30 protein-coding genes and 1 tRNA gene are annotated in these 26,200 nt (G+C 63.9%); 14 read left to right on the top strand and 17 right to left on the bottom strand.

All coding sequences use genetic code 11. The annotated features are described in order from the left end of the window. Nucleotides 1–12: 12 nt before the first annotated feature. The 5 genes from P1IM2_RS13210 to P1IM2_RS13190 form a co-directional block, all read right to left on the bottom strand. On the bottom strand, nucleotides 13–444 hold the full coding sequence (locus P1IM2_RS13210) for a MucR family transcriptional regulator (RefSeq protein ID WP_062902952.1): 432 nt from the start codon (nucleotides 442–444) through the stop codon (nucleotides 13–15). 112 nt (nucleotides 445–556) lie between these two features. Beyond that, on the bottom strand, nucleotides 557–1,036 hold the full coding sequence (locus P1IM2_RS13205; protein ID WP_186402741.1) for a GNAT family N-acetyltransferase: 480 nt from the start codon (nucleotides 1,034–1,036) through the stop codon (nucleotides 557–559). Continuing rightward, nucleotides 1,033–1,677: a tRNA (adenosine(37)-N6)-threonylcarbamoyltransferase complex dimerization subunit type 1 TsaB gene (gene tsaB, locus P1IM2_RS13200; protein WP_186402740.1), complete on the bottom strand. Its 645-nt coding sequence runs from the start codon at nucleotides 1,675–1,677 to the stop codon at nucleotides 1,033–1,035. Before tsaB ends, P1IM2_RS13205 begins: the two co-directional genes overlap by 4 nt. Further along, entirely contained in the window at nucleotides 1,652–2,245 is a 594-nt protein-coding gene (locus P1IM2_RS13195; RefSeq protein ID WP_186402739.1) for a malonic semialdehyde reductase, read from the bottom strand. Before P1IM2_RS13195 ends, tsaB begins: the two co-directional genes overlap by 26 nt. Before the next feature lie 29 nt (nucleotides 2,246–2,274). Beyond that, on the bottom strand, nucleotides 2,275–2,853 hold the full coding sequence (locus P1IM2_RS13190; protein ID WP_062900485.1) for a NifU family protein: 579 nt from the start codon (nucleotides 2,851–2,853) through the stop codon (nucleotides 2,275–2,277). A gap of 62 nt (nucleotides 2,854–2,915) precedes the next feature. Between P1IM2_RS13190 and P1IM2_RS13185 the strand changes: the two genes are divergently transcribed. The 3 genes from P1IM2_RS13185 (at nucleotide 2,916) to P1IM2_RS13175 (ending at nucleotide 4,701) form a co-directional block, all read left to right on the top strand. Then, nucleotides 2,916–3,788 (top strand): hypothetical protein, encoded by an 873-nt coding sequence (locus P1IM2_RS13185; protein WP_186402738.1) that lies wholly within the window; start codon nucleotides 2,916–2,918, stop codon nucleotides 3,786–3,788. Between the two features lie 20 nt (nucleotides 3,789–3,808). After that, nucleotides 3,809–3,884, top strand: a tRNA-Thr gene (locus tag P1IM2_RS13180). A 343-nt stretch (nucleotides 3,885–4,227) separates the two neighbouring features. Then, a complete protein-coding gene (locus P1IM2_RS13175; protein ID WP_186402737.1) occupies nucleotides 4,228–4,701 on the top strand; it encodes a hypothetical protein in 474 nt (157 codons plus the stop codon). Between the two features lie 5 nt (nucleotides 4,702–4,706). Here P1IM2_RS13175 and P1IM2_RS13170 read toward each other — a convergent pair whose 3' ends face one another. After that, complete coding sequence (locus P1IM2_RS13170) at nucleotides 4,707–4,967, bottom strand: hypothetical protein (protein ID WP_186402736.1); 261 nt, start codon at nucleotides 4,965–4,967, stop codon at nucleotides 4,707–4,709. Between the two features lie 222 nt (nucleotides 4,968–5,189). Next, nucleotides 5,190–5,360 (bottom strand): DUF1328 domain-containing protein, encoded by a 171-nt coding sequence (locus tag P1IM2_RS13165; RefSeq protein ID WP_186402735.1) that lies wholly within the window; start codon nucleotides 5,358–5,360, stop codon nucleotides 5,190–5,192. A gap of 358 nt (nucleotides 5,361–5,718) precedes the next feature. Here P1IM2_RS13165 and P1IM2_RS13160 point away from each other — a divergent pair, with 358 nt between their 5' ends. Together P1IM2_RS13160 and P1IM2_RS13155 are read left to right on the top strand one after the other, a co-directional pair. Then, nucleotides 5,719–6,003 carry a plasmid stabilization protein gene (locus P1IM2_RS13160; RefSeq protein ID WP_186402734.1) on the top strand — a complete coding sequence of 95 codons (285 nt, stop codon included), beginning with the start codon at nucleotides 5,719–5,721 and terminating at the stop codon, nucleotides 6,001–6,003. A gap of 59 nt (nucleotides 6,004–6,062) precedes the next feature. Next, nucleotides 6,063–6,998, top strand: coding sequence for a cation diffusion facilitator family transporter (locus tag P1IM2_RS13155; protein WP_260834142.1), 936 nt, complete (start codon nucleotides 6,063–6,065; stop codon nucleotides 6,996–6,998). Nucleotides 6,999–7,124: 126 nt separating this feature from the next. On the opposite strand, the gene P1IM2_RS13150 is transcribed toward P1IM2_RS13155, so the two are convergent. The 3 genes from P1IM2_RS13150 to P1IM2_RS13140 all read right to left on the bottom strand — a co-directional run bounded on the left by P1IM2_RS13150 (nucleotide 7,125) and on the right by P1IM2_RS13140 (nucleotide 11,570). Further along, the gene (locus P1IM2_RS13150; protein WP_186402733.1) at nucleotides 7,125–8,297 is read right to left on the bottom strand and encodes a hypothetical protein; all 1,173 of its coding nucleotides are present in this window, start codon (nucleotides 8,295–8,297) and stop codon (nucleotides 7,125–7,127) included. A gap of 217 nt (nucleotides 8,298–8,514) precedes the next feature. Next, entirely contained in the window at nucleotides 8,515–9,114 is a 600-nt protein-coding gene (locus tag P1IM2_RS13145) for an outer membrane protein (protein WP_260834140.1), read from the bottom strand. Between the two features lie 269 nt (nucleotides 9,115–9,383). Further along, nucleotides 9,384–11,570 carry a bifunctional diguanylate cyclase/phosphodiesterase gene (locus tag P1IM2_RS13140; protein ID WP_186402732.1) on the bottom strand — a complete coding sequence of 729 codons (2,187 nt, stop codon included), beginning with the start codon at nucleotides 11,568–11,570 and terminating at the stop codon, nucleotides 9,384–9,386. Between the two features lie 431 nt (nucleotides 11,571–12,001). On the opposite strand from P1IM2_RS13140, the gene P1IM2_RS13135 reads away from it, so the two are divergent. Then, nucleotides 12,002–12,937, top strand: coding sequence for an SDR family oxidoreductase (locus P1IM2_RS13135; RefSeq protein WP_186402731.1), 936 nt, complete (start codon nucleotides 12,002–12,004; stop codon nucleotides 12,935–12,937). Between the two features lie 361 nt (nucleotides 12,938–13,298). Here P1IM2_RS13135 and P1IM2_RS13130 read toward each other — a convergent pair whose 3' ends face one another. The 3 genes from P1IM2_RS13130 to P1IM2_RS13120 form a co-directional block, all read right to left on the bottom strand. Next, on the bottom strand, nucleotides 13,299–13,889 hold the full coding sequence (locus tag P1IM2_RS13130; protein WP_186402730.1) for a DUF305 domain-containing protein: 591 nt from the start codon (nucleotides 13,887–13,889) through the stop codon (nucleotides 13,299–13,301). 154 nt (nucleotides 13,890–14,043) lie between these two features. After that, complete coding sequence (locus P1IM2_RS13125) at nucleotides 14,044–14,445, bottom strand: DUF1398 domain-containing protein (RefSeq protein ID WP_186402729.1); 402 nt, start codon at nucleotides 14,443–14,445, stop codon at nucleotides 14,044–14,046. A gap of 32 nt (nucleotides 14,446–14,477) precedes the next feature. Then, entirely contained in the window at nucleotides 14,478–14,930 is a 453-nt protein-coding gene (locus P1IM2_RS13120; RefSeq protein WP_186402728.1) for a MarR family winged helix-turn-helix transcriptional regulator, read from the bottom strand. A 793-nt stretch (nucleotides 14,931–15,723) separates the two neighbouring features. Between P1IM2_RS13120 and P1IM2_RS13115 the strand changes: the two genes are divergently transcribed. Beyond that, the gene (locus P1IM2_RS13115) at nucleotides 15,724–15,858 is read left to right on the top strand and encodes an entericidin A/B family lipoprotein (RefSeq protein WP_086457012.1); all 135 of its coding nucleotides are present in this window, start codon (nucleotides 15,724–15,726) and stop codon (nucleotides 15,856–15,858) included. A 402-nt stretch (nucleotides 15,859–16,260) separates the two neighbouring features. On the opposite strand, the gene P1IM2_RS13110 is transcribed toward P1IM2_RS13115, so the two are convergent. Continuing rightward, entirely contained in the window at nucleotides 16,261–16,644 is a 384-nt protein-coding gene (locus P1IM2_RS13110; protein ID WP_186402782.1) for a hypothetical protein, read from the bottom strand. A gap of 193 nt (nucleotides 16,645–16,837) precedes the next feature. On the opposite strand from P1IM2_RS13110, the gene P1IM2_RS13105 reads away from it, so the two are divergent. The 3 genes from P1IM2_RS13105 to P1IM2_RS13095 all read left to right on the top strand — a co-directional run bounded on the left by P1IM2_RS13105 (nucleotide 16,838) and on the right by P1IM2_RS13095 (nucleotide 18,711). Next, complete coding sequence (locus tag P1IM2_RS13105; RefSeq protein WP_186402727.1) at nucleotides 16,838–17,185, top strand: response regulator; 348 nt, start codon at nucleotides 16,838–16,840, stop codon at nucleotides 17,183–17,185. A gap of 326 nt (nucleotides 17,186–17,511) precedes the next feature. Continuing rightward, nucleotides 17,512–18,252, top strand: coding sequence for a Crp/Fnr family transcriptional regulator (locus P1IM2_RS13100; protein WP_186402726.1), 741 nt, complete (start codon nucleotides 17,512–17,514; stop codon nucleotides 18,250–18,252). A 261-nt stretch (nucleotides 18,253–18,513) separates the two neighbouring features. Further along, nucleotides 18,514–18,711 (top strand): CsbD family protein, encoded by a 198-nt coding sequence (locus P1IM2_RS13095; protein ID WP_186402725.1) that lies wholly within the window; start codon nucleotides 18,514–18,516, stop codon nucleotides 18,709–18,711. A gap of 175 nt (nucleotides 18,712–18,886) precedes the next feature. On the opposite strand, the gene P1IM2_RS13090 is transcribed toward P1IM2_RS13095, so the two are convergent. From P1IM2_RS13090 to P1IM2_RS13080, 3 genes are read right to left on the bottom strand one after another with little or no spacing between them, the layout of a single operon-like run. Then, nucleotides 18,887–19,957: a sensor histidine kinase gene (locus P1IM2_RS13090; protein WP_260834134.1), complete on the bottom strand. Its 1,071-nt coding sequence runs from the start codon at nucleotides 19,955–19,957 to the stop codon at nucleotides 18,887–18,889. Between the two features lie 20 nt (nucleotides 19,958–19,977). Further along, entirely contained in the window at nucleotides 19,978–20,427 is a 450-nt protein-coding gene (locus P1IM2_RS13085) for a response regulator (protein WP_186402724.1), read from the bottom strand. Then, nucleotides 20,420–21,922, bottom strand: coding sequence for an ATP-binding protein (locus P1IM2_RS13080; RefSeq protein WP_186402723.1), 1,503 nt, complete (start codon nucleotides 21,920–21,922; stop codon nucleotides 20,420–20,422). Before P1IM2_RS13080 ends, P1IM2_RS13085 begins: the two co-directional genes overlap by 8 nt. A 512-nt stretch (nucleotides 21,923–22,434) precedes the next feature. Here P1IM2_RS13080 and P1IM2_RS13075 point away from each other — a divergent pair. From P1IM2_RS13075 to P1IM2_RS13060, 4 genes are all read left to right on the top strand, one after another. Further along, entirely contained in the window at nucleotides 22,435–23,094 is a 660-nt protein-coding gene (locus tag P1IM2_RS13075) for a hydrolase (protein WP_062900502.1), read from the top strand. Nucleotides 23,095–23,162: 68 nt separating this feature from the next. Next, on the top strand, nucleotides 23,163–23,999 hold the full coding sequence (locus P1IM2_RS13070; protein ID WP_186402722.1) for an alpha/beta fold hydrolase: 837 nt from the start codon (nucleotides 23,163–23,165) through the stop codon (nucleotides 23,997–23,999). A gap of 23 nt (nucleotides 24,000–24,022) precedes the next feature. Next, complete coding sequence (locus P1IM2_RS13065) at nucleotides 24,023–24,271, top strand: XapX domain-containing protein (RefSeq protein WP_186402721.1); 249 nt, start codon at nucleotides 24,023–24,025, stop codon at nucleotides 24,269–24,271. After that, nucleotides 24,268–26,199 (top strand): amidohydrolase, encoded by a 1,932-nt coding sequence (locus P1IM2_RS13060; protein ID WP_186402720.1) that lies wholly within the window; start codon nucleotides 24,268–24,270, stop codon nucleotides 26,197–26,199. The genes P1IM2_RS13065 and P1IM2_RS13060 overlap by 4 nt, the downstream gene beginning before the upstream one ends. Nucleotide 26,200: the final 1 nt, after the last annotated feature.

The following is a 26,200-nucleotide window of genomic DNA, read 5'->3' as shown; positions in this document are numbered from 1 at the left end:
GCCGTGAAAAGCTCAGACTTTCTTGCGCTTGCGGCCGCCGCCGCGCCCCTTGGTGCCCAGGCCGATTTCCTTGGCGAGCGCGCGGCGCCGTTCGGCATAATTGGGAGCGACCATCGGATAATCGGCTGGAAGGCCCCACTTTGCGCGGTAATCGTCGGGCGTCATGCCATAGTGGGTCATCAGGTGGCGGCGAAGCATTTTCAGCTTCTTGCCGTCTTCCAGACACACGATATGGTCAGGCTTCACCGACGCGCGGATCGATACCGCGGGCACCGGCTTTTCTTCTTCGACCGCCTTTTCGCCAAGGTTCGACAAGGCGGTGTGGACGTTGTTGATCAGGATTGCGAGATCTGAAATCGCGACGCTGTTATTGCTGACATGCGCCGCGACGATGTCGGCAGTCAGCGTGACGAGCATTTCATTTGTATCGGCAGACTCCGACATGAAACTCATTCCCCATATAAAGACCCGGATAATCAGCGATTTGATTATTGGGGGGTTCCTACCCCGAGGAAATTCATGCCATTTTGGTGGGAATTTCGCAATGCCTCAATTGCTAATGATCAGCGTCCTTGACTAGGCGCCGCATCGTAATCGCATCGCGCATTACGCCATCGCGCCCGCGATAATAAGCAGGGCGCCGTCCGCACTCCGTAAAACCCGACGCCCGGTAAAGATGAATAGCGTCATTGTCGGCCCGCATTTCAAGGAAATAGTCTTCGGCGCCTTCGCCCGATGCCCAATTCTGCCAGTCGGTCATGAGTTTTTTTGCGACGCCGCGGCCGCGAAAGGCCGGGTCGACGGCGAGCAGGAGCAATTCGCTTTCGGGACCGGCGATCCGCGCCGCATAAAAGCCGCACGCCCGCTCCCCGACCCATGCCAGACAGATGCGCGCCGAAGGTAGCGCGAACAGCGTCAGCAACTGACCTGCACTCCACGCTTCGCCATAGGCGGGTTCGAACGCCGCATCCATGATCCGCATCGCCGCGTTCAGGTCTGCGACGCGCGCGGTGGCGATCCGCACTGCCTCGCTCATGGCGTCGCCATCGGTTTTGCGTCGGGCGCCCGCCCGTAAATGGGACGGGGGTGATCGAACAGGGCTTCCGCCGGCAGCGCAGGGAGCGCACGCGCGTCGGGCAGCATAACGAGCGCTTCGCCGAAGCCGCGGCGCGCGACGAAAACGTCGGCGCGGTTCCCGACTATCAAGCCATCCGCGTTCTCTACGGCGACTTCGGGTAGCAGCGATTGAACTGGCCCGCGCGGCGTCAGCTTGGCGCCGAAGGGCTGGACGAACCATTGGCCGTGCCCGCCCTCCATGACGACGAGCGCGCCGCCTGCCGCCGCAATCGGCGCGGCCGCCGCCGCGGCGACGAGGGCGGGGGTCGAAAAGCCCCGGACCGGGACGCCCCAGGCCAGTCCCAGCGCGCGCGCCGCTGCGACGCCGATGCGAACGCCGGCAAAGCTGCCGGGCCCGCAGCCCACCAATATCCCGGCCGCTCGTCCACCGCCTTGCAGTTCGGCGATCAGGGGGATCAACCGTTCGGCATGTCCGCGCCCGATCACCTCGTGCCGCGCATCGACGGTGCGCGCGCCATCGATCAGCGCGACCGTGCAGGCCTCGCTGGCACAATCGATGACGAGCCGGAGCGCGTCAGGCGATGCGGTTGAAGCGGTCAAAGTCCGGCCGCGGGCTGCGCTCGAAGATGCTCGCCGGATCGCCATAGCCCAGCGTCGAGATGAAATTGCTCTTCACATTCGGCGTATCGGCGAAAAATGCGGCGTCGACAGCGTCATTGTTGAACCCCGACATCGGTCCGGTATCGAGCCCGAGCGCCCGCGCGGCCAGGATGAAATAGCCCCCCTGCAGACTGGAGTTGCGGAACGCGGTTGTCGCCGCGTGCGGCGCATTGCCAGCAAACCAGCTCCGCGCGTCGGTGTGCGGAAACAGTTCGGGCAGATGTTCGTAGAATTCATTGTCCATCGCGATGATCGCAGTGACCGGCGCCTTCAATATCTTTTCGGCGTTCGCGGGCATCGACAGCGCGGCGAGCTTTTCCTTGGCGGCGTTCGAAACGCACCAGACAATGCGCGCCGGCAGACTGTTCGCGCTCGTCGGGCCGAATTTCATCAGATCCCAGATCGCGCGAAGCTGCGCGTCCGACACCGGCTTGTCGAGATAGCCGTTATAGGTACGCGCGGTGCGGAAAAGCTGGTCGAGGGCGCTGTCGGAAAGCGGCTCGCTCATCGGGACATACTCCTGTGGCTGGGATCAGATCAGACCGCGTGGACGGCGGTGACTTCGGGAACATAATGTTTGAGCAGCGACTCGATTCCGTTCTTGAGCGTCGCAGTCGACGAGGGACAGCCGGCGCAGGCGCCCTGCATCTTCAGATAGACATTGCCCTTGTCGAACCCGCGATAGACGATGTCGCCGCCGTCGTTAGCGACCGCCGGGCGGACGCGCGTTTCGATCAATTCCTTGATCTGGTCGATGATGTCGGCATCGGCCGGGTCGTCGGCAAAGCCGTCCTCCGCGTCGCCCGGAACGCTGATCCCCGCAGCACTCGCCGGGTTGAACAGCGGCATATCGCCCAGGAAATGATCCATGATGATGCCCAGCACATCGGGCTTCGCCATCGACCATTCGGCGCCGGGCGCGATCGTCACCGACACGAAGTCACGCCCGAAGAAGACGCCGCTTACGTCGCCGAGCGTGAACAATGCCTGCGCCAGGGGCGAGGCTTCGGCCTCTTCGGGGCTGGCAAAGTCGCGGGTTCCCGTTTCCATGACCGGACGGCCGGGCAGGAATTTGAGCGTCGCGGGGTTCGGAGTCGGTTCGGTTTCGATCAGCATGGGTCGCATTTGGGACCGCGCGGCCCTTTGTGCAAGCCGCCGCGCCGCGCTACACGCCAAATATGCGCCGTTTCACCCATTTTGCCGCCATCGACTGGTCGGGCGCCCGCGGCGCGCGCCAGCGTGGCATTGCACTCGCCGTGGCGAGCGGCGGGGCGGCGCCCGCGCTTGTCCGGCCGGGGCATGTCTGGTCGCGCGCGGAGATATTCGACTGGCTCTGCGACGTTGCCGCTCAAGGCACCGACATTCTGATCGGCTTCGATTTTTCGGCCGCATTCGCCTTTGCCGACCGCCACGCCTATTTCCCCAAATGGTCCGACAGTCCGCCCGATATGCGCGCGCTGTGGGCGCTCGTCGCGCGCCATGCAGCGGACGATCCGCATTTCGAGGCGCATGGCTTTCTGAACAATGTGGAAGCCCGCCGCCATTTCCGCCATGCAAAGGGCGATGTCGGCGACTTGTTCGAGGGCGGTACGGGCCGGCTGCGTATCGTCGAACAGCATCAGCGCGCGACACGCCAGGCGGCGAGTGTGAGCAATTTCAACCTCGTCGGTGCGGCGCAGGTCGGCAAGGCGAGCCTGTCGGGGATGCGGCTACTCCACCATCTCGGCGGCGCCCTCCCACTCTGGCCGCTCGATCCGGCGCCCCCGCGCGGCCCGCTGCTCGTCGAAATCTACACCGCGCTTGCCGCGCGCGCCGCGGGCGTGCCCGCCGGACGCAGCAAGATCCGCGACGGCGCCGCGCTCGACACCGCGCTCGCGGCGCTCGGCTCGCCGCCGGCGGGGCTTGCGGGCCCGGTCAGCGACCATGCAAGCGACGCGCTGCTCAGCTCCGCGTGGCTTCGCGCGATCGCCGCCGATACCGCGCCCTGGTCTCCCGCACCGCTCACCCCGACGATCGCGCGCACGGAGGGCTGGACCTTTGGCATAATTTGACGCAAGGGGCGCGAACGCGCGCCGGCTTAGCTCAGTTGGTAGAGCAACCGCCTTGTAAGCGGTAGGTCGTCAGTTCGAGTCTGACAGCCGGCACCATCTAAAGCGCTGAAATCTGCAGTTTTTGCCAATTTTCGGCAGTTTTTCTGCTATCACCGTGGTTATCGCCCCCCCAGATTGTCTCCGTTTGCTCCACCCCATCGCAGGGCACCCAGCTACTGCATTTCCGGCTCGTCTCACCGGCACCCGTCACCACAGAGGTCGAGTTTGACACGCGCCGCCATTGGGACCGCGAATTCCGCATGCGCGACCTCGCCTGATGCCCCGATACGGGACGGGGTGTAGCCTCGCACGCTCCGCAATATCAGGGCAACGTCTGGCGCCCGCGCGCGTTAGGCAAAGAGAATTGGAAAGGAAGACCATGGTGCGGTTGCTGCTTGTGATGACGTCGGCCCTGTCGATCGCCGCCGCGACGCTTTCGCTGCAATCCTGCGGCGCGAGTGATGTGGAGGCGGCGCCGCCGGCTGGCCCACTTAACAATGTCGTGACTCTTCCCGACGGTTCGACGCTCGCCGCCGCCAAGGGCTCGCTTTCACGCAACATCGCCGAGTGGCTGGCGTCGCGCGACGGGCAGAAGGGCGAGTTTGCATTTGGTGGCTTCGCCGAGGATCGGCCGATCCTGACGCGCGCAGGCATCGGGCAGGCGGCCGACCTTTCCAACATCCTGCGCGCGGCGCCCGCGGCTTCGATGGAAATTGCCGGTGACGCTGGGCAGGCGCGGGCGCTGGCGCATATGCTCGGCGACCGCGGCATCGCGCCTGATCGCATGAAGGTGGTTCCGGCGGCTGGACTGGGTAGTGTATGGCTGACGATCGACAGGGGTTCGACCGCCTCGTTGATAACCGCGAAATCCTGACGGCGTCATTCGGACCCTAGCGCCCGAAACCAATCGGCATAATCTGTATTTACCGCCATGCGGCGATTGAGATCGGGGGCGCCATCCGACCACCACCCCGGTCCGCGCTCGCCGAGCCCCCGCTTCGCGCGATCGACCGCGGCCCTCGACCGCCGCATGGCGGCGGCGTTCTTCTCCTCGCGCGCCATGCGCACCGCCCGCCGCGCCGCCATGAGGTCGGAGACAAGACGCGTGCGCTCTTTTTCCGACAAGTTGGGATTGGACATCCGCCAAAGACGACCGCGGACCACGAAATAACGGCCGTCGGGCGTCACGGGGTGGTGAAAAGATCGCTCTGGCACGTGCTGCCGCCCTTCCTTCCTCGGCGCAGCCGTCGGCCCGAACATGAGCTTAGGTGACCGGCGGCCGAAGGGTCGTGGGCCGCCGGCACCCGTCAGAAAAAGCGGACGAAAGATCGTCCACCCTTCCCGAACCAACGCCCGCGTCGATCAGGGCGACGTGCGGCGACCGCGCCCGAACAGAAAGGCGAGGACGAAAAGCACGACGCCGATGACGAGCAGAATTTTCGCAAAGCCGGCCGATAGACCGGCAATGCCGCCAAAGCCGAGAAGCGCGGCGATCAGCGCGACGACGGCGAAGATAATGGCCCATTTGAACATGAAATGTCTCCCGCGTTCCGGCCGCGCCGGTCCGCCTCCCCGCGTGCAGGCGTAGGAGCGGCAAGACGCGCCGTTCGGTCTATCCTTAGTGGATGCTCACCAAACGCTGCCGAACCGCGTTGGTTCCGGCTCCAATGCTCTGAATTTCCTTTCATAACATAGGTTAAGCCGATGTTTTCAAGTGATCTTTCAAGGGAGCAATGGCCGCGGCCGTGCGTCTCCCATGCGCGCCCGCCCCCGAGGGCGATCTGAGAAGAAGAAGAGGCCATCATGGCGCAGAATAATCAGCAGGGCGGCAGTCAGCCGAACCAGAACCCCCGGCCAGAATCCCGGCCAGGACGGCAAGCAGAAAGGTTCGATGCCCCGCACCGACAAATCAAGCTACACCGACAAGCAGAAACGCAGAGCCGAGCATATCGAGAAGGGCCATGAAGAGCGCGGGGTGAGCAATGAGGAGGCCGAGCGCCGGGCTTGGGCGACGGTCAACAAGGAATCGGGGGGCGGCGACATGTCGGGGTCGGGCCGCGGCCATTCCGACACCCATGAATCCTCGCGCAAGGGCAGTTCCGGTGAAAGCCCTGAGAAGCGCTCTCACGCAGCAAAGAACGGATGGGAAATCCGGCGCCGCTACGGGAACGGATGAGGAGGCGGATAAGGATGGAGCGATTGCGGCCTTGCGGACGTTGATCCCATGTCCGCAAAGTGAGTTTGTTCATGATCCAGCCAGCAACGAAAGAAGATGGCCACACGCATGGCGCGCATGATCATGCGGCGGGTGCTAGTTCGCGAAGCCTCGCGATCGCTTTGGCGCTGACTGCGCTGTTTCTGATCGCTGAACTCGCCGGAGCCTGGCTTTTCAACAGCCTCGCGCTCTTATCCGACGCTGCGCACATGTTCACCGATACAGCAGCGCTGGCGCTCGCGCTGGTTCCCGTCCGGATCGGGCGAAAGCCCGCGGATGCCCGCCGCACCTATGGTTATCGCCGCGTCGAGATCCTCGCGGCAGCCTTCAATGCGTTGCTTCTGCTTGCCATCGCCGCCTATGTGCTCGTTGCGGGGGCAAGGCGCCTTTTCGCGCCCGAGGATGTCGGCTCGATCGGCATGCTCGCCGTCGCGGCCGTCGGGCTCGCGGTCAATCTCGTCGCCATGCGCGTCCTCGCGCACGGCACGCGGGACAGCTTCAATGTCAAGGGCGCCTATCTCGAGGTCTGGGCCGACATGCTGGGATCGCTCGGCGTGATCGGCGCGGCCGGCCTCATCTGGCTGACCGGCTGGCGCTGGGTCGACCCTCTGGTCGCGATTGCAATCGGGCTCTGGGTAGTTCCGCGCACCTGGATATTGCTGCGCGATGCCGCCAATATCCTGCTACAGGGCGTGCCGCGCAGCGTCGACCTCGACACTGTCCGCGCGCAAATCCTGGCTTGCGGGGGAGTGGTCGCGGTCCATGAACTTCATCTCTGGTCGGTCGCCGGGAACGACATGAATTTCACCGCGCATATCGTTACCGCGACGCCTGATGGGCACGGCAGGGTCCGGCGGGAAGTGGCGGAAACATTGCAAGAGCAATTCGGCATTACGCACGCGACGCTACAGCTCGAAACGACGGGACGCGCGTGCAAGACGCCCGCGCACCCCTGACGCCTGCCCGAACCGGGAGATCATACGCGCCGGGTGGTACGACGGCTATCGCATGTGGGCAAACTCGCCCGACCGGCGGCATCTGCTGGTCCCGCAATTCCGCAGATGGGAGCTGCGTCGGCGCGGCTAGAGTCCCGCTATTTCTCCGCTGTCGATCGCCTTGCGGACGCAGGCCTTTTGCGCCGCGTTCGCCGCAACGGGATCGGTCCGGGCGAGCTGTTCGGCGGCCAGTTTCGCGCCCGCCATCTGGTCCGCAGGGACAGTCTCGACCGCGACATCCCACCAGTCGCGTATCTGCCAGCTCGGGCCGGAAACCGGGCCTTCGGCCGCGATCTTCTCGATGAACAGTTCGACATGCGCCCGGCACGCCGCCGCGTCGAGCCCGGAGCCGGCTTCTGTCCGCGCGGCGACAGCGGCGCGCATCTCACGATGAGCGCGGTAGCGCGCAAGCAAAGCCAGCCCGTCGATATCGGGCGTGCGGCGCACCGCCAGCGCGGGATCACGGCGGCACATCATCTGCGCGGCGTGCCGCGCGAGATCATTGGATGGCGAGGCAAGCTCGGCGCGCCCGAATTTGCGCAGCCGCTTGCCACCCGCGGAGAATTCGCTGCCGGCGAGCATCTGGACCTGCAAGGCGGCACAGTCGGCGCGATAGGTCGCCAGCATGAAGGCTTCGCCGCGCGGGCCATCGGCAGGCAGGAGAAAGGCCCCGGCATAGTCGATCTGCCCGCCCCCGCGATCGACCCAGCGCAGATCGAAATATTTGGCGCCGTCGGGCCCAAGCGTGTCGGGCACGGGATTGGCTTGTCCCGACCGCGCAACAAGGTCGGCGAGTTCCGCCTCGGTTTCGGCCTCCCCGGCTTCACCGGCCGCGGCCAGGGCTAGCCGATACTGGCCCTGCGCGGCGTCGGGCGCGCCGAGCGCAGCATAGGCACGGCCAAGATCGAGATGCCACGCGGGCAGGATGGCGAGCATATGATGACGCGGCGCGACGAGCGTTTCGAGCATGTCGGCGGCTTCGCGCGCGCGGCCTCCGTCAAGGGCCTTCCGCGCCGACCGCGCCAGATCGGCATCGCGATCGACCTGACTTTGCCCGGAGGGTGGCGGCGGAGCGGCCAGCGAAGGCGCGGCCGCCGAAATTGCCGTAGCGATCCCGGCCAGCAAAAATCTGCGCGAGGCAAGCGCGCCGATGACGCGCCGTAGCAATGTGCAACTCGTCGGGGCGCCAGCGACCTTAGATGTCCGCATATCGATCGACGGTGCGCGCCGCCCCGCAAGAGCCGATACCGCTTTGTCCATGCCCGCCCCCTTCAACCTTCAAATTCAGCTTCGAGCAAAAGGCCCCGAAGTCAAGAGCGTAGCGAAGATCATCCCAGGTCAGGACCGCACGCGGATTGCCTATCCTGCGGAGCAGAACCCCTTGCCTGCCCGGCCGCGGGTCCCGCTGGACAGCCGGGCGTACCGTCAGCGGGATGGAAAGGGCAGCCGGCTGGCGCCCCTCCCCCCTCTGGCTCGATTAGAAGCGATAGCCACCAGCGAACACGACCTGATGGCGCGACGCCTTGAGCCCGGTGCCGACACCGGCATAGCTATATTCGCCATAATCGGAATAGCGATATTCCAGCCGCCCGAAAATCGGACCCGATACATATTCTGCTCCGCCGCCAAGGCGATAGCCGTCCAGATTGTCGCCCTCGGTGAGGCTGCTCGTGCCGTCATTATATTTGAGCTTCACCCGGGCATTGGTGTACCCGCCCTTGGCAAAAAGCAGGACATTGTCGCTGGCCGCAAAGCCGATCCGCGCGCCGACATAGAGGTCACGGCCGGTCACGAGCGATGCCCGGTCCCCCGGGACAACGACGTCGGAGACGCTTTCCTCGGCGGTCGAGTCGGAGATCTCGGTTTCGATTCCGAGGATCGCTCTACCCAGATCGACATCATAGCCGGCGGTCAGGCCATAAGCGAAGCCGCCTTTCGAGCCGCTGTCGCCGTCGAGTTCGAGCTTCACGCTGTCATAGCCTGCAATGGCGCCGAGCTTGAAACCCGCCAGCCCGCTGCTGTCCTGCGCGTGAGCGGGAACCGCGAAAAGCGTTGCGGCAAATGCCGCCGTCATCATCTTTCTCAACTTTTCCTCCTGTTGACGAGCGCTTGGCTCGCGCCCGGAAGAAAAGGCGCAACGAGCTAAGTCAAACTCACTTCGGATATAATTGTCGATAAATTTTGCTTGTTGCCGTTGCGCCACAATTGCGCGCAATGTCTCTGGCGCACGTCGCGGGATCGCCGACACCACATGCACTGTCGATCCGATCGGATGAGCATCGCACTATTCGGGCTAGACCGCCCGTCTGCAGTGGATCTGCGTCATTGTCCTAGGGCGACGCAACGTCAGCCCGCGGAGCCGCCGATTTCGCGCAGTGTCCCCGCGTTTGCAAAATAAAGCTCCTCGAACAATGCGGGCGGGACCGGGGGGCCGAACCAGTAACCCTGCCCCTCCTCGCATCCCTGCTCGCGCAAGAAGGCTGCATCCTCGGCCGTTTCGACGCCTTCGGCGATTACAGAAATGCCGAGACGGCGCGCCATGTCGATCAGCGTGGTGACGATGATGCGCTCGCGCGGTGCACTACGCACCATCCGGGTGAAGCTCTTGTCGATCTTGATGTGGGTGACGGGCAGCGTGCGGAGCAGGTTGAGCGACGCAAAGCCGGTGCCAAAGTCGTCGAATGCGAGGTGCACGCCCTGATCGCGCAGTGCACCGAGCTGTTCGACGATCGGTGCTTCGCCCTCGATCAGGATATTCTCGGTGATCTCGAGTTCCAGTGCACTGGGCGCCAGGCCGCGGCGCGCGCAGACGCCGCGCACCAGCTGCGGCAGATCGCCGGCGCGAAACAGCGCCGCCGAGAGATTGATGCCCATCCGGAAATCGGGTGCGCGAGCGCGCCAGAAAGCTGCGCAGACGCTGGCCTCCTCGACGACCCAGCGCGCGACCGGCGCGGCGAGCGGCCCGGCTTCGAGCGCGGCAAGGAACGCGGCGGGCTCGAGCAGTCCGCGCTCGGGATGTTTCCACCGGATAAGGGCTTCGGCCCCGGTGAGCGCACCATCGGCGAGGCAGAACTGCGGTTGATAGAATAGACAGAATTCGCCGGCTTCGAAGGCCCGGTGCAATTCGGCGTCATACATGCGCCGTGCGACCGCTTCGGCGCGCAGCGCGGGCACATAGACATAACGCGACCCTGGCCCGAGCTGGCGAGCCTGGAACAGCGCCAGTTCGGCGCTGCCGATCAGCGCGTCGGCCTCACCGCCATGATCGGGCGCGAGCGCGATCCCGACATGGCCCGACAAACGATGTTCGACGCCATCAATATGGATAGGAGCGGCGATCGCTGCAATCATGGCCTCTGTCAGGGCATCGATCGCCAGAAGCGCGTCCGCCGCGACAAGCAGCGCAAAGGCAGCGCCGCCGCAACGCGCCGCCATATCGGATCCCGTAACCAGCGTGCCCAGCCGCGTCCCGATTTCGCCGAGCACCGCATCGCCCGCTGCCTGACCGAGCGCGTTGTTGACGTCTCCGAAGCCCGCGAGATCAGCGACAAGGAGCGCGTGCGGCGCGCCGGCGACGGCGGCTTCTGCCAGGCGCGCGCGCAGGAGATTGCGATTGGGCAGGCCAGTGAGCGCGTCATAATTCGCCAATCGGTAGAGCGCGTCATGCTCGGCCTGCGCTTCGGTCATGTCCCGCACGATCGTGCCGAAATGGATGACACCATTCTCGAACCAGTGCGACCAGTGAATCTCGCCCGGAAAGCGGGTGCCATCGGCCCTCACTCCCGTGAGCGGTGTCGCCTCGGTAACCGGCGTGCCCCCTCCGCGGACGCGCGCGATCGCGGCGTGGACGAGCGGATGATCGCGCGGATCGATGATGCTGTCGATCGGCTCGCCGATCATCGCCGCGGCATCGTGACCGAACATCATGCTCGCTGCCGCATTCCAGGCGGTTACGCGCGCTCCGGCATCGAAGCAGATGACCGCATTGGGTGACGTCGCGGCGCTCGCGGCAAAACGATTGGGCCGGGTTGCCGCCTGAACGCCGAGCCGGCGAAGCTCGAGCTTGTCCGACACGAGATCGGCGAGCGCGCGCAATCGCGCCCGGTCCTCGGGCGACAGGCCGGCGCGCGGCGCCGGATCGAGCACGCACAGCGCGCCAAGCGCATGGCCGGACGGCGATCTGAGCGCGGCCCCGGCGTAGAAGCGGATGAGCCCGTCAGCGACGAGCGGATTGTCGTGAAAGCGCGGATCGAGCGTCGCATCCTCGACGACGAGAATATCCTGGGCATTGATCGCATGCGCGCAGAAGCTCGCATCGCGCGACATGTCGCATGCCCGAACGCCCTCGCTTGCGGCGAAAAAGACATGGTCATCGCCGATCATGTTGACGGCAGCCGCGGGACAATCGAAGGTGCGCGCCGCCATTTCGACGATCGGCTGCAGGCCGGGCAAGCCGAGTGCGGGGTCTATCCCATATTCTGCGAGCGCTGCGAGCCGTCCGACTTCGTCAGTGCTTCGTTCGGGACATCGCAAGGCCGGCCTCCTCTCCCCGCATGATAAGCCATGCTTTGGTCAAATCGGCGTTAATCAGACCCCCAATAGGTCAATATTACATTGGTAAAGCCAGCGCGATCGCAACCATTTTGGTCTCAATTTTCCCGCCAGCGGCCCGCGGATGGCGGCGGGCGCGCCGCGCAATGGCGCGGCGCGGATCGCGCGGGTGCAATTTTGGCCCGCCAAGCCTCTAATCTTTGATCTGGCGATCGATACAGCAAGCAAGGCCGCTGGCGGGAACCCGTCTCGCGGAGGACCCTGCGGCCAGGCACCTCTCCGCTCAACCGCCGCGACATGGAAAATGATGAGGCAGGCTTGGCCGAACACGAAGCCGCGCCGACGAACATGCGCAACCATCCTTCGCTTTGGATGGTTCGTGCTTCGGAGCGGGGGCAGAAGAGGAAAGCAGAATGACCCGCAAAGCCAAAGCCGGAAAGGTCGGCGAAAACAGCAAGGAGAAGCGCGGAAAGCAGATCGCGGCAGCCAAGCTGCGCAAGCAAGTGGGCGACAGCAAGTCGATCGCCGCGCCGCTGGTCGATAGCGAAGCGACGCTGGCGCGCAAACCCGAGTGGGAGCCGCGCTATCGGGGTTCTGATCGCCTTGCCGGGAAGGTCGCGATCGTGACCGGCGGCGACAGCGGCATCGGCCGCGCGGTCTGCGCACTCTTCGCGCGCGAAGGGGCCGACATCGCCATCGTCTACAAGTCGAACACGCGCGATGCCGAAGCGACGGCTAGGATCGTCGAGGCCGAGGGACGAACCTGCCTGACCATCAAGGCCGATGTCGGGCGGAAAGATGCCGCGGCGAAGATCGCGGACGAGACGATCGCCAAATTCGGTCGCATTGACATATTGGTGAACGATGCCGGCGAACAGCATCCCGCCGAGGACATCCGCGACATTTCGGCCGAACAGCTCGAGCGGACCTTCGCCACCAATATATTCGGCATGTTTTATCTTGTTCAGGCGGTACTACCGCACCTGCGCGCGGGCTCGGCGATCGTCAACTGCACCAGCGTCACCATGTACCAGGGAAGCGCCGGACTGCTCGACTACAGTGCGACGAAAGGCGCGATCACCGCCTTCACCCGGTCGCTGAGCGAAAATCTCGTCGGCAAGGGCATTCGCGTGAACGCGGTCGCACCGGGGCCGATCTGGACACCGCTCAACCCGCGCGGCGGCGCGCCCGCCGAAAAGGTCGCGACCTTTGGCGAGAGCACGCCGATGAAACGACCGGGTGAGCCCAATGAGGTCGCACCCTGTTTTCTGTTCCTCGCCTGCGAGGACAGCAGCTATATGTCGGGCCAAGTGCTTCACCCGAACGGCGGCACCATCGTCAACGGATGAGCGACCCCGCTCTGGCGAGCGCCGCCGTAGGTGGCAGTTGCCCGCCCCTCACTCAAAATATCTACACGAGCCCCCGTCACTGCGGCGGTGCGCGCAGGACAGCGGACGGACCATGGCTGATCCAGCGCGTAGAGCCATCTGCGACCAGGCGGCTCACGCAAACAGGCGAGGCCGGTGCACGCTCTGCGGAGGGGCTGCGTCGCCAAACGCAGCCTCTTACGGACGGATGGGTCTCGGTCGCTCGGTCACCCGTTCGGACTGCAAGGCAGACCGTCGCGCGACGCCCATGAAGCTCCCCGAGCCGGCGGGCCCGCACGCCGGGCCGGTGAGCCGAGGGGTGCTGCACCATGGACGCCTGTGATCAGCGATCGACCATCTTGCTCTGTGAGGGATCCCAGTCACCCGCGTTGAGGTGCCCCTCGAAGTCGGGCACTGGCCGCGCCCGAGCTTCCTCGGGGTTTGCCGCGATGCCGTGTGCCTCTATGTCGGCGATCAGCCATCTCATCTCGGAGATTTCCTTGCGCTGGGTCCGTATGATCCCGTTCGCAAGCGCGCGCACGCGCGCATCGTGGATGCGGGCCCGCTCGCTGGTCAGAATGGCGATCGAATGGTGCGGCACCATCGCGGACATATAGTCGGTGTCACCGACGGTTATCTGGCTGCGGACGAGAAAGAGCGAGCCGGCGAATACGGCCGCCGCGGCGCCGATTATGATCATATTCTTCTGCGAATTACGGTACATTGCGCGCATGAAGCCCAGCATGATCAGCGCCATTGCGGCGCCCATCACCAAGGTCATCCAGAAACGCGTCTCGCTCCACAGGACATGATCGAGCGCATAGCTATTGAGATACATGAGCCCGAACATCACCGCGGTTGAGGTCCCCACCATCGCCATGAAGCGCAGGTAGTTGCCGTTGTTCGAGCCGGCTTCATGCAGACTGTGGTTCATATTGCGTCTCCTCCGGAGCCCCCGCAGGAAGAAGCGCGCCGGACGTCTCAGGGGTTCCCGCGCCCTGCGACGCGCGGCGCCTTACGCTCGAACAATATCCGGACTCTCCGGCCGGCAGAGACGGCTTGCGGGCCGTCCTTCGGTGGGCGCCGCATCAGCTATCGAACAGCTCGACATGCGTCTGGGCGGTGCGCCCGTAATAGACCACGCGCCGGCCCAGGAAGGAGACATGATAGCCGGCGCAGCCGGCCGTCTTGGCCTGCGCACTGAACGCGGCATAGCTGTAGTGGGGCACGTCCGACTGCGCCCAGCGCACCAGCGCCGCGATGCGCGCGTCATCGAAGCGGGCCGAAACGTCCTCTGAGCAGGATGGCATCGCGAGCTCGACGCTGTCGCCGTCGGGGAGATAATAGATCTGCATGGCCCGGCGATAGTCGACATCATAGCCTTCGAAACCCGCGTCGATGAGCTTGCCAACAATCTCGGGGAAACTCACGCGTCCGTCGTAAGCAGCGTTTAGACAATATTCGGCGGTGGCGGTCTGGTCGGCGTGCATGTTCACTTCCTTTCGTTCGAAGATCTTTGCGCTCAGTCGACAGGAGCGGCCGAGAGGCCGTTCCGGGCGATCAGCGTCTCTAGAAGGGCGCGCAGCTCGGCGCGTTCGGCATTGTTCATCACCGCAAAAAAATCGGCATCATTGCGATCGGCAAGCGCAGCAATCGCATGCACCTTCTGCGCACCGGCCAGCGAGAGCGAGAGGCTGTGGCCCCTTTTATCGACCGGATTTTCGCGCCGCTCGACAAGGCGCTTGGCAATGAGCCGTTCGGCGAGCTTGCTGATCGCTCCTCTGGTCATCCCCATCTTCGTGGCAAGTACCGATGGCGCCATCTCGGTCTCATCATAGAGCGAGCGCAGCATGACCCATTCGGCGACAGTCACAGCTTCGGCTGCGATCTTGCGCGCAAACTCGTGCGACACTGCGTTCGAGACGCTGCGCAGCAGATATCCGAGATGCGCCGTCAATTCAGAAACACCGCTCATGGCCGCTCCCTTCGCCGCCCGGTAGCATAATGCAGTTTCCTAGTCAACTATATTTGGCGGAGAGGGCGAGGCTGCGACTTGGCACGGGTCAGCGACCACGCCCGGAGGGCGAGCGTTCCCCCAACCTCGTCGGTCGGCGGCGGCGCGGCATCGAGCCCGCGAATGCGCAGAGGTTTGATTTCTGTCGGTCGGCTCGGCCAAGGCCGGGGTTCACCGGTCTGCATGCGACCAGCGGAGCGAGCCACGATGCGGGACGCGCGTCGATCTTGTAGCCGGGACTTTTCCGATGCGCGCCGCAACCGCTGCCCGCGAGATCACATGTGCGGGCGCGCTGGTGGCTCGGCCCCAAGCGTAGGAAGTGCCGTCGAACATCATTTCGGATCGAACTTGATCTATTTTATGTCGGCCGCCGATCGCTGCGGCTAAGCATCGCCTCCCATTCTGCTGCGCGCGACCCGGAGCAGATGGGAGTCTGCCTCCAGCTGGCGTAGCCATATTGCCACGGGGGCCGGAAGGGCTTCGCCGAACGCGAAGCCCTTCTTGGCATATCGTGCCGCCGACATGCGGGCAGCCATTCGCTCCGCCAGCATTCCCGCAAGCCAGAATACACCGCCTAAACAAAATGGTGCGATCGACAGGGTGCCCGCCAGATCCGATGCCTCTCCCCAAATTGCCCGTTCGGCGGTGAATTCAAACGCCCCGGCTGGCGCGCGCCGAAGCGGCGGAACAATTAGCGCGCGAATTCGTAAGGCCAGGCAGAGGCGCTGGTACGCCTTGTCACCGGAGAGAGGATATGAAGAAGCTGCTGACAATTTTCGCGATCAGCGGATCGCTGCTGGTCTTGTCGGCCTGCAACACGGTTGAAGGAGCGGGCAAAGACATCGAATCGGTCGGCGATTGCGCCGATGGCGTCAAGGGCAACTGCTAGGATTAACGCCGCTTTTGCGAATGCCGCGAACGGAGGCCGCGTCGGTTGCCACGCACGGAGCGTGATCGCGTTCGAGTGAAGTTGCTCTGTCGTCAGCAGCGCCGAGACGCTGGCGACCCTCGGCGGATACGACCGCCGAGGGTCCCCATGCATGCACGCCTTCCTTCCGTCCCCCTGATTGTCGCCTCTCCGCCCGTTCCCGGTTCTGCCGCACCATATTGCCTTGCGCCGCTTATTTGGCTTCCTTAGCCGACAGCGCCCTTTTCGCTGCCGCTCATCTGCGGCGCGATATACTCTTCCTGCCAGTGCGTCCGCCGCCTTGCCGCTGCGTTTGACCGCGTTGCCCGCACAAGAAAAGGCCCGCCGAGGCGGGCCCAGTTTGCCACGGGGTATGGCGGGAGATCAGGATTCGGTGCCGGGCGTGCCCAGCTTGGGTGCCTTGCCATCTTCGATGCGGCCTTCATTGCGAAGGTCGCGGCCTTCCTGCGCTTTGCGCTTGGCCTCGGGGCTGTCACCATTTTCATGCAGCTCTTCCTTCACATAGCCGGCGGCTTCCTTGATCTTTCCTTCGATGCTCATGCTGTCCTCCAATTGATTTGACATCGGATCAACCCCTTGAATCAGAAGAAAGTTTCCTTTGCAGAAGGCGGTATATTTTTGCTGCGGCAGGAAACATTTGCCCGGTGCGGGTGTTGCGCGCGGGCGGCCGAGTGCGAGGGGACCGACGGCGCCGGGCACGACTGCGCGGAAATTCTCGGCAGCTTCGCCGCAATGGTGCGGCGGCACTAGCGAAGCGATGCCTTCCCCCTTTTTCAATAGCCCCCCGCCCCGTCCGCCGCCTCGCCTGCGACACGACCGCGAATTCTTTGCCTGCCGCGCGGAACATCGAGGCGCCGCGCAAGTTCCTGAGGAACGCTGACAAATTTGACTCATTCTCGTCGCTTCCCATGAGCGCGGGATAGCTTGCTATGGGCTTCAAATGACAAGCAGGATATTGATCGTCGAGGACGACCCGCTAGTGGCGATGATGATCGAGGGTTTCCTCGACGCCCTCGGCTGCGAACTTGCCGGCTGCGAAGGTAGTCTGGCCGGCGCTCTCGCGCGCTTGGCATCGCCCGATTTCGATGCGGTGATCCTGGACGTTCATCTTGCCAATGGCGAGACGAGCGAGGCGGTGGGAAAGGCGCTCCGCGAGGCAGATATTCCCTTTGTCGTCGCGACGGGCGACGGCGGCGCTGCTCGGTCCGGATTCGGAGAGGCAGCCGTGGTACGCAAGCCTTTTACCCTCGATGCGCTTGCGGCGGCCCTCGCCAGCATTGGCGTCTAGCGGCACTTCAGCCTGGCTCCGTCTATCGCGATCCATCCCACGCCGCGCGCCAGCGCCTTCGCGACTGCGGCGGCGCGGCTTCGCGACGATGATCGATCAACCGAGGAAAAGGACCGGCCAGGATCCTGACAGGTACGTCCGCCTTTACCGGCGACGCCTTGCGGCAAATGACGCAATAGGCGGCGTCGACGCGCGACGTTGACCGACCGATGCGCGAAGCGCTGCGCGCCCGGCAATCTCGATATTGCGCGTTCCGCGATAGCGGCTAGAGCATTGCACATCATAAGCCGAGCGCACGTCGTCCGCGGCAAGGAAAGGCATTGATAATGTTCGACCGCGACAAGGCGCCACCCGGCATGGGTGTGTTTCTGGCCAAGCTGCTCAGCCACAGCCTCCTGTCCACCGAAGACCAGGCGGCGATCGCCGCTCTGCCGCATCGCACGCGGCACCTTGAACCCAATGACTATATCCTGCGCGAAGGCGAGCGATCCGATATCTGCCCGGTGCTGCGATCGGGCTTTGCTTACCGCCAGAAGACGACTCCCGATGGCGGCCGCGAGATCGTCGCGATCAAGATCCCTGGCGACCCGCTCGATTTCCAGTCGATGTATCTTCGCACCGTCGATCATAATTTGCAGGCGCTCACCGCCGTCGAACTGACCGTGATCATGATTTCGGATTTCGAGCGGCTCGTGCAGGCGCGCCCCGCAATCGCGCGCGCCGTCATGGTCGATATTCTCATCGAGGCGTCGATCGGTCGCAAATGGCTGCTCAACAACGGGCGCCGCAACGCACTCGCGCGGCTCGCCCATCTTTTGTGCGAGCTCCACTTCCGGTTGGACGACACCCACTGGGGCGGGCTCGACGTGCGCAAAATGCCGCTCACCCAGGAGCAGCTCGCCGACGTTCTGGGGCTGACGCCGGTGCATGTGAACCGGACCCTCAAGGCGCTTGAGCGCTCGGGTTCGATCGTCCGCGAAGGCCGCGGGATCCGGATTGCCGATCTCGATGCATTGATCGCGGTGGCGGACTTTTCCGATCTCTACCTCCACCGCGATCAGTCCTGATCGGCCGAGGCGCGCGATCCGGGCAAGGATTTTCCGCGCAGCCGCGAGGCGTAGCGCAAGCCTCCCGCCGCCTAGCGCACGCCTGCCCGAGATACGCCCGCGCCGCGCCCATCGCCGCCGAACCCGGTGCGCAACACCGCCTCAAATGCTCGCGCTTAACCTATGTTATGTGGCGGCTTTTTGAAGCGCGGCCGGTCGGCTTAAGATGGAACAGCTCGCTTGCCCCGCGCGTTGACCGATCAGACAGAATGGAGACCGATCATGAACAACGATACGATCAAGGGTAACTGGGAACAGGTCAAAGGCCATGTTCAGAAGAAATGGGGCGAGTTCACGAACGACGAGGTCGATCAGATCAATGGCAGCCGCAAGGTGCTCGCCGGCAAGATTCAGGAAAAATATGGCCGCGCCCAGGATGAAGCCGAGCGCGAGATTGACGAGTTCGAAAACAGCTACTGACCTCGGCGAGGTTCAGCAAAGCCCGCGCGGTGCAACTGCGCGGGCTTTTTCGTGTCCAAACAGGAATTGGGCGCAATCTTCGCAAAATTTCAGGCGATCCGAGGCGCCAACCGGCACGTCCAACGGCGCCCAACGCCACGCTTGCACCGCCCCGGCCCTTCCCTTGGCAATATGCTCAGATAAAGGGCTCGAAGGCTTTGAGTTCGCCAGCCTTGAGGGGCAACAGGATCCTGGCACGCATTCCCCGTCCGCCCGCCTGGTCAGACTCATAATGCACCTCGGCGCGGTGGGTACGTGCAATTGCATCGATGAGCTTTGTACCCAGCCCGGTGCCCTGCGCCGGCCCGCCTACTGAAAAACCAGGCCCGTCATCTTCGACGCCGAGTTCAACCATGCCATCGCCGCTCCGGCGCAGAATGATCCTCACTGCGCCGTCTTCGGCGGCCCCATAGGCATATTTGCAGGCATTGCTCACCCATTCATTGGCGATCATTCCGAGCGCGACGGCCTTGTCGGTCGCGATCCGCAACGGCTCGGCCTCGGCGCGAACTTCGCGGTGCGCCGCGCCGGTCGACCAGCTGGCGCCGAGGTCGGCGGCGAGGCCCTCCAGATAGTCGTCCATCGCGACGAATTCGACGTCATTGCTGGTGTAGAGACGGCGGTTCACCTGCGCGACGGTTGCGATCCGCTGCTGGGTCTTCTTGAGTGCCTCGCGCGCTTCGGGATCGGGGAGTGTCTTCGCCTGGAGCGCGACGAACGACATGATCATCTGGAGATTGTTCGCGACGCGGTGATTGACTTCCGTCAGCAGCGCCTCGAGCCGCGCGTTGCTGGCCCTGAGCTCCTCCTCGGCACGCTCGCGATCGCGGCGGAGGCTGGCGCGTTCAAGGACCTGCCCGAAGGTGCTCGCCAGCAGGTCAAAGAAATCGCTGCCTACCGATTTCACGACATAATCGTCGGCACCCGCCTTGAGCGCGGCGACCGCGACGCGGCTCTCCTCCGAACCCGTCACATAGACGATCGGCGGACAGCCCGCGACGCGGCGCAGTGCATCAAGCGTCGAGAGCCCGTCCTGCCCGGGCATGTAATGATCGACGGCGATAAGGTCGAAACGCCCTGCACGGGTCATCATGACCCCCTCGGCCCCGCTTGCTGCCAGGCTGACCTTGAACCCCTCGCGTTCGAGATTGCGCGAGACGAGGCGGCGGATGCCCTCGTCATCGTCGATATAGAGAATATGCGCCACGCTTGACGAAGCCCTTCCGGTCAGGCCTGGTCGGGATCGGGGACCTGGATCACCGACAGAAAGAGGCCAAGCTGGCGGATCGCATCGGCGAAATTCTCGTAATTCACGGGCTTGGTGATGTAGACATTGCAGCCCAGATCATAGCAGCGCTGGATTTCGACCTTGTCGTCGGTCGTCGTCAGTACCACGACGGGCGTCCGGCGCAGCGCACTGCCCTCGCCTTTCAGCCGTGCCAGAATATCGGTCCCGCTCATGTCGGGAAGATTGAGGTCGAGAAGGACGAGCGCCGGACCGTTGCGCGCTGGCCCTTCCGCGGCATCATAGAGAAAGTCGAGCGCCGACGTGCCGTCGGTAAAGTGATGGATGGCGTTCGAAATGCCGGCGCGGCGGATATTCTTTTCGATCAGCCGGGCATGACCTTCGTCATCCTCGATCATCACGATATTCACGGATTGCTGTTGATCAGGCATTTTCTTCTCCGCCTTTCCATTCGACCGGCAATGTGAGACGGAAAATCGATCCCTCGTCCAGCGCCGATTGCACGTCGATCGTGCCGCCAAGGCGATAGGCAAGCGCCCTGGCGTGTGCGAGACCGATGCCCTCGCCGGGCTGGTCCTGTGTTCCCGACCTTCTGAAAAGGTCGAAGATGCGATCATGGTCGCGCGGGTCGATCCCGCGGCCATTGTCCTTTACCTCGACGTATGCCCGTCCATATTCGCATTGCCCGCTGACGGCGATCACGCCCGCCCGCCCGGGCTTGAGATATTTGAGCGCATTTTCGATGAGGTTCGAGAGTATCTGTTCGACGGCGAGCCGGTCGTTGACGATCTGCGGCAAATCGCCGATTTCGAGCCGCGTCCCGGTTTCCTGGATGCGGTGCTCGAGGCTGTCGGCGATCGTCTTGACGACGAGCCCAAGGTCGAGCCGTTCGGGCGCCAGCGACCGCCGACCCTGGCGCGACAGATTGAGGATCGCGTTGATGAGCCGGTCCATCTTCTGGGTGGAGCTGCGGATGAAGCCGATCGCTTCGGGAAGGTCTTCCTCGATCGCGAGGCGGGTCGCGGGATCGGGCGCCTGCCAATTTCCTTCCTCGCTGCGCGCGAGATAATCGGCGATCGCCTTGCGCGCCGCTTCCAGCTCGGCGGTGAAGCCCATCACATTGACCAGCGGCGAGCGAAGGTCGTGACTGACGATATAGGCGAAGCGCTGGATTTCGGCATTGGCCCGGCTGAGCTCGGCGGTGCGCGCTTCGACAAGCTCCTCGAGGCTTTCGTTCAAATGGCGAAGCTGTTCGCGCGACAGGCGAAGGTCGACGAGATTGCGGCGAATGAGAAGAAGCGTGATCGCGGCGACCGCCAGAATGAGCAGCCCGGTGATCAGCAACGTGGTGTTGAATAGCGCCTGCGTGCGCCGCTGCTTGCTTTCGCGCTCGCGAAGCAGCGCGAGTTCGTTCGCCATCATGGCATCGACCACCCCGCGAACGTCGCGGACATAAGTGACCCCCGTATCGCTCGCAAACCCCTCGACGACCGCGCGCCGTGCCGCGATGCCGCCGCCGATCGCCTTGCGATTATAGGCGCCATAAGCGTCGATGAGCTTGCGAAGCCGCGCCACGCGCGCCACCTGCTCCGGATTGTCCCGGATCAACGCGCCAAGTTCGCCAAGCTGTGCCCGGGCGCTCTCCTCGGCCTTGTCCATGATCGCGGCGAAGCGCGGATCGTTGGTCAACAAAAGCCCGCGTCTTGCGGTCTCCATCCGCTCATTGGCGCTCGCGAAGGCGCCAAGTCGTGCCTCGACCAGCAGCGTGTGCGAGACGCGCTGGGCAATTTCCTCATTCTGGCGCTGGGTCCAATAGGTTGCCGCGGCAGCAACGAGCAGCGCGACAAATCCGAGCGCGAGCAGCGCTACGATAGTGCGGCTTGCGCGGCGGTCGCGTCCGAGCGACGCGATCTTCTTCGATTCCATAGAGGTTGCCGTCTCCGCGCCGCGAGTGGAGAAGACCCATGGCGAGACCGGACAGATTGCGCAAGCCCTCGAAAAGCGAACGCAGGAGCGCTGGCTGGTCGAACTTAACCTAGATCAAACTGCCGCGCCTATCGCCTCTCAGGTTCAATCGACCGAGCGGTGGGCGAGCTACTCCTCATCCCCGAAGCGTGCCGCGAAAAATATGGCCAGCATGAGCATGATCGCGAATGCGACCAGCCCGATAAAAAGCATCCCCTGCCTCATGCCGCCATCCTTACCAGACCTAGCCGACCACACAATCGCATTGGATCCGTCTGGCCCGCCGCGTTGCCGCTATTGATGAAAGCCCAATGACATCCACTGGTCGCCGTGCGGCGCTGATGATTTGCTTTTCTATATTTTAGAATAGAAGCGGCAATTTTATCTCACTGTTTAGGATGGCCGCCTCCGCGTAGATCGATTGTACCCCGAATGATCGGGATCACCGATCTTCCAGAGAAGGAGTGCCACCCATGTCGATCAAAGCCACCCCGACCCCCGCCAAGGCGCTGCTGGATCCCAGCAATCATGCGCTGGTCCTCATCGATTTCCAATCGCAGATGGCGTTCGCCACCAAGTCGATCGCACCCGAACTGCTTCGCAACAACGCGGCACTGGTCGCCAATAGCGCTGCCGGCTTCGCCGTCCCGACCATACTGACCACGGTTGCCGAGAAGAGCTTCTCGGGCCCGATGTTCAGTGAGATCACCGATGCATTTCCGGGGCAAGCGCTGTTCGATCGCACCAGCATGAACACCTGGGAAGACGCCGCCGTGATCGGCGAAGTCAATCGCATTGGCAAGGAGCGGCTCGTGTTCGCCGGCCTCTGGACCTCGGTCTGCATCGTTGGCCCCGTGCTCTCGGCGCTTGAACAGGGCTATGACGCCTATGTCATCACCGACGCGAGCGGCGATATCTCGACCGAAGCGCATGAGCGCGCCGTCGAGCGCATGGTGCAGGCCGGCGCGAAGCCGATCACCTCACTGCAATATCTGCTTGAACTGCAGCGCGACTGGGCGCGCGCCGAAACCTATGACCTCACGACCGGCATCGCTCGCAAATGGGGCGGCGCCTACGGCCTTGGGATCACCTATGCCAAGACGATGTTCGGCGCCTCCGAGGCCTCGAAGTGATTACACCCGCCGGACCGGAGGGTTGTTGAATCCGGTCCACTCCATCCAAATGCTGAAGGGAATTTGTCATGAGCTATGTTACCACAAAGGACGGCACCCAAATCTTCTACAAGGACTGGGGACCGAAGGACGCGCAGCCGATCGTCTTCCATCATGGCTGGCCGCTGTCGTCGGACGACTGGGACAACCAGATGCTCTTCTTCCTCGCCAAGGGCTACCGCGTCGTGGCGCACGACCGCCGCGGTCATGGCCGGTCGCAGCAGGTGAGCGAGGGTCATGACATGGATCATTATGCGGCCGATGCGGCGGCCGTGATGGAACATCTCGACGTGCGGAACGCGGTTCATATCGGGCACTCGACGGGCGGCGGCGAAGTCGCAGCCTATGTCGCCCGCTACGGCATTCCCCAGGGCCGCGTCGCCAAGGCGGTGCTGGTATCGGCGGTGCCGCCGATCATGCTGAAGACCGACCGTTATCCCGGCGGCCTGCCGATCGAAGTGTTCGACGGAATCCGCAGCGAACTGGCGGCCAACCGGTCGAAATTCTTCCGCGACCTGCCCTCGGGCCCCTTCTACGGCTTCAACCGCGAGGGTGCGACCGTCATTCCTGCCGTAATCGACAATTGGTGGCGTCAGGGCATGATGGGCAGCGCCAAGGCGCATTATGACGGGGTCAAGGCCTTTTCGGAAACCGACCAGACCGAAGATTTGAAGGCGATCAGCGTGCCGACCCTCGTGCTGCACGGCGACGATGATCAGGTCGTGCCGTACAAGAATGCCGGCGTACTCCAGGCCGAAATCCTGCCGAATGCGACGCTCAAGATCTACGAGGGCTTCAGCCACGGCATGCTGACGGTCAACGCCGACGTCATCAACCCCGACCTGCTGGCCTTCGTACAGGCCTGAGGCAAATAAGGGAGAACGGACCCGTGAAAATCTATCTCGTCTCGCTGGGCGCCGGACTGCTCGCCGGTCTTGTCTACAGCCTGCTCGGTGTCCGTTCTCCCGCGCCTCCGGTCGTCGCGCTGGTCGGCCTCGCCGGAATCCTGCTCGGCGAACAGATCGTCCCCGTCGTAAAGCGCCTCGCCGATACCACTGAACTGGCTCGCTTCGTCCGCGAAGATTGTGCACCCCAAGTCCTCGGCGCACCGCCGCAGCGCCGCGAGCATGATGCATGAACCCGATCACCCGCCGCCAGGCGCTTGCCGGCGCCGCCACCACCGCCCTTCTCTCATCATCGGAAAGCTTTGCCATGAGCCCCAAGGATCTGATCATCGTCAACGCCAAGGTGACTACGCTCGACAAGGGCAATCCCGTCGCCGAAGCGGTCGCGATCCGCGACGGAAAATTTCTGAGCGTCGGCGGTGAGCAGGCGGTCCGCGCCGCCGCCGGACCCGACGCAACCGTCATCGATGCCAAAGGCCGCCGTCTGATCCCGGGGCTGATCGACAGCCACATCCACGTCATCCGCGGCGGGCTCAATTATAATATGGAACTGCGCTGGGACGGCGTGCCGAGCCTCGCCGAGGCGATGGCAATGCTGAAACGCCAGGCGGAGAACACCCCGCCGCCGCAATGGGTGCGCGTCGTGGGCGGTTTTACCGAGCATCAGTTCGCCGAAAAGCGCCTGCCGACGCTCGACGAGATCAACGCCGCGGCGCCCGAGACGCCAGTGTTCATCCTCCACCTCTACGACCGCGCGCTGCTTAATGCCGCCGCGCTGCGGGCGGTCGGATACACGAAGGACACGCCGAACCCGCCGGGCGGCGAGATCGTCCGCGACGCCGCCGGAACCCCGACGGGTCTGTTGCTCGCACAGCCCAATGCGACGATCCTCTATGCAACGCTCGCCAAGGGGCCGAAGCTGCCCGAGGAGTATCAGCTCAATTCGACGAAGCACTTCATGCGCGAACTCAATTCATTGGGCGTGACCAGCGTGATCGACGCGGGCGGCGGCTTCCAGAATTATCCCGACGATTACCAGATCATCGAAAAACTGCATCAGGACGGCGAGATGACGCTGCGCATCGCGTACAACCTCTTTACGCAAAAGCCGAAGGAAGAGCTCAAGGATTTCGCCACTTGGTCGACCCAGGTTAAACCCGGCGACGGCGATGACACCTATCGTCACAATGGCGCGGGCGAGATGCTCGTCTATTCGGCCGCCGACTTCGAGGATTTTCGCGTCGAGCGGCCCGACATGCCGGCGAACATGGAAAGCGACCTCGAACCCGTCGTCCGCTTGCTCGCGGAACGGAAGTGGCCGTGGCGGCTCCACGCGACCTACGACCAGACCATCGGCCGCGCGCTCGACGTGTTCGAAAAGGTCAACAAGGATATCCCGATTCAGGGCCTCAACTGGTTCTTCGACCATGCCGAGACGATCAGCGAGCGCAACATCGACCGCATCGCCGCACTCGGCGGCGGCATTGCGGTCCAGCACCGGATGATGTTCCAGGGCGAATATTTCATCGAACGCTATGGCGCCAAGGCCGCCGAAGCGACCCCGCCGATCAAGCGGATGATGGAGGCCGGAATCCCCGTCGGCGCGGGCACCGACGCGACGCGCGTCGCGAGCTACAACCCGTGGGTCTCGCTCTCGTGGCTCGTCACCGGCAAGACGCTCGGCGGCACGAACCTCTATCCCGTCCGCAACCGCCTCGACCGCGAAACCGCGCTGCGCCTGTGGACCGAAAAGAATACATGGTTCTCGAACGAGGTCGGCAAGAAGGGACAGATCAAGGCCGGCCAGCTCGCCGATCTCGCCTTGCTTTCGGACGATTATTTCAGCGTCGCCGAAAGCGAGATCGTGCATCTGCGTTCGGTGCTGACCATACTCGGCGGCAAGATCGTGCATGGCGAGGGCGATTATGGCCCGATCGCCCCCACGCTGCCCAAGCCGATGCCCGACTGGTCGCCGGTCGCGACCTTCGGCGGCTATCATCGCCGGCCCGAAGGCGCGCAGAAGATGGCATCCGCCTGCGGCTGCGCTTCGTCTTGCGCCGTCCACGGCCATGACCATGCCGCAGCGCTCGGCGCCAACACCCCCGCCGCCGACGTCCAGAGTTTCTGGGGCGCGTTCGGCTGCGGTTGCTGGGCAGTCTGAT

The sequence above is a fragment of the Sphingopyxis sp. P1IMeth2 genome (assembly GCF_900185685.1).
GTDB lineage: Bacteria > Pseudomonadota > Alphaproteobacteria > Sphingomonadales > Sphingomonadaceae > Sphingopyxis > Sphingopyxis terrae_A.
This window is presented reverse-complemented; position numbering and strand designations above follow the sequence as displayed.

Bases quoted from the DNA above. Each gene is read 5' to 3' on its own strand.
- P1IM2_RS13095 (WP_186402725.1), top strand. From the start codon at position 18,514: ATGAACAACGATACGATCAAGGGTAACTGGGAACAGGTCAAAGGCCAT.
- P1IM2_RS13085 (WP_186402724.1), bottom strand. From the start codon at position 20,427: ATGCCTGATCAACAGCAATCCGTGAATATCGTGATGATCGAGGATGAC.
- P1IM2_RS13120 (WP_186402728.1), bottom strand. From the start codon at position 14,930: ATGAGCGGTGTTTCTGAATTGACGGCGCATCTCGGATATCTGCTGCGC.
- P1IM2_RS13115 (WP_086457012.1), top strand. From the start codon at position 15,724: ATGAAGAAGCTGCTGACAATTTTCGCGATCAGCGGATCGCTGCTGGTC.
- P1IM2_RS13195 (WP_186402739.1), bottom strand. From the start codon at position 2,245: ATGAGCGAGCCGCTTTCCGACAGCGCCCTCGACCAGCTTTTCCGCACC.
- P1IM2_RS13210 (WP_062902952.1), bottom strand. From the start codon at position 444: ATGTCGGAGTCTGCCGATACAAATGAAATGCTCGTCACGCTGACTGCC.
- P1IM2_RS13070 (WP_186402722.1), top strand. From the start codon at position 23,163: ATGAGCTATGTTACCACAAAGGACGGCACCCAAATCTTCTACAAGGAC.
- P1IM2_RS13135 (WP_186402731.1), top strand. From the start codon at position 12,002: ATGACCCGCAAAGCCAAAGCCGGAAAGGTCGGCGAAAACAGCAAGGAG.
- P1IM2_RS13075 (WP_062900502.1), top strand. From the start codon at position 22,435: ATGTCGATCAAAGCCACCCCGACCCCCGCCAAGGCGCTGCTGGATCCC.
- P1IM2_RS13125 (WP_186402729.1), bottom strand. From the start codon at position 14,445: ATGCACGCCGACCAGACCGCCACCGCCGAATATTGTCTAAACGCTGCT.
- P1IM2_RS13060 (WP_186402720.1), top strand. From the start codon at position 24,268: ATGAACCCGATCACCCGCCGCCAGGCGCTTGCCGGCGCCGCCACCACC.
- P1IM2_RS13185 (WP_186402738.1), top strand. From the start codon at position 2,916: ATGCGCCGTTTCACCCATTTTGCCGCCATCGACTGGTCGGGCGCCCGC.
- P1IM2_RS13205 (WP_186402741.1), bottom strand. From the start codon at position 1,036: ATGAGCGAGGCAGTGCGGATCGCCACCGCGCGCGTCGCAGACCTGAAC.
- P1IM2_RS13145 (WP_260834140.1), bottom strand. From the start codon at position 9,114: ATGATGACGGCGGCATTTGCCGCAACGCTTTTCGCGGTTCCCGCTCAC.
- P1IM2_RS13165 (WP_186402735.1), bottom strand. From the start codon at position 5,360: ATGTTCAAATGGGCCATTATCTTCGCCGTCGTCGCGCTGATCGCCGCG.
- P1IM2_RS13105 (WP_186402727.1), top strand. From the start codon at position 16,838: ATGACAAGCAGGATATTGATCGTCGAGGACGACCCGCTAGTGGCGATG.
- P1IM2_RS13130 (WP_186402730.1), bottom strand. From the start codon at position 13,889: ATGAACCACAGTCTGCATGAAGCCGGCTCGAACAACGGCAACTACCTG.
- P1IM2_RS13080 (WP_186402723.1), bottom strand. From the start codon at position 21,922: ATGGAATCGAAGAAGATCGCGTCGCTCGGACGCGACCGCCGCGCAAGC.
- P1IM2_RS13170 (WP_186402736.1), bottom strand. From the start codon at position 4,967: ATGTCCAATCCCAACTTGTCGGAAAAAGAGCGCACGCGTCTTGTCTCC.
- P1IM2_RS13150 (WP_186402733.1), bottom strand. From the start codon at position 8,297: ATGGACAAAGCGGTATCGGCTCTTGCGGGGCGGCGCGCACCGTCGATC.
- P1IM2_RS13190 (WP_062900485.1), bottom strand. From the start codon at position 2,853: ATGCTGATCGAAACCGAACCGACTCCGAACCCCGCGACGCTCAAATTC.
- P1IM2_RS13100 (WP_186402726.1), top strand. From the start codon at position 17,512: ATGTTCGACCGCGACAAGGCGCCACCCGGCATGGGTGTGTTTCTGGCC.
- P1IM2_RS13175 (WP_186402737.1), top strand. From the start codon at position 4,228: ATGACGTCGGCCCTGTCGATCGCCGCCGCGACGCTTTCGCTGCAATCC.
- P1IM2_RS13160 (WP_186402734.1), top strand. From the start codon at position 5,719: ATGCCCCGCACCGACAAATCAAGCTACACCGACAAGCAGAAACGCAGA.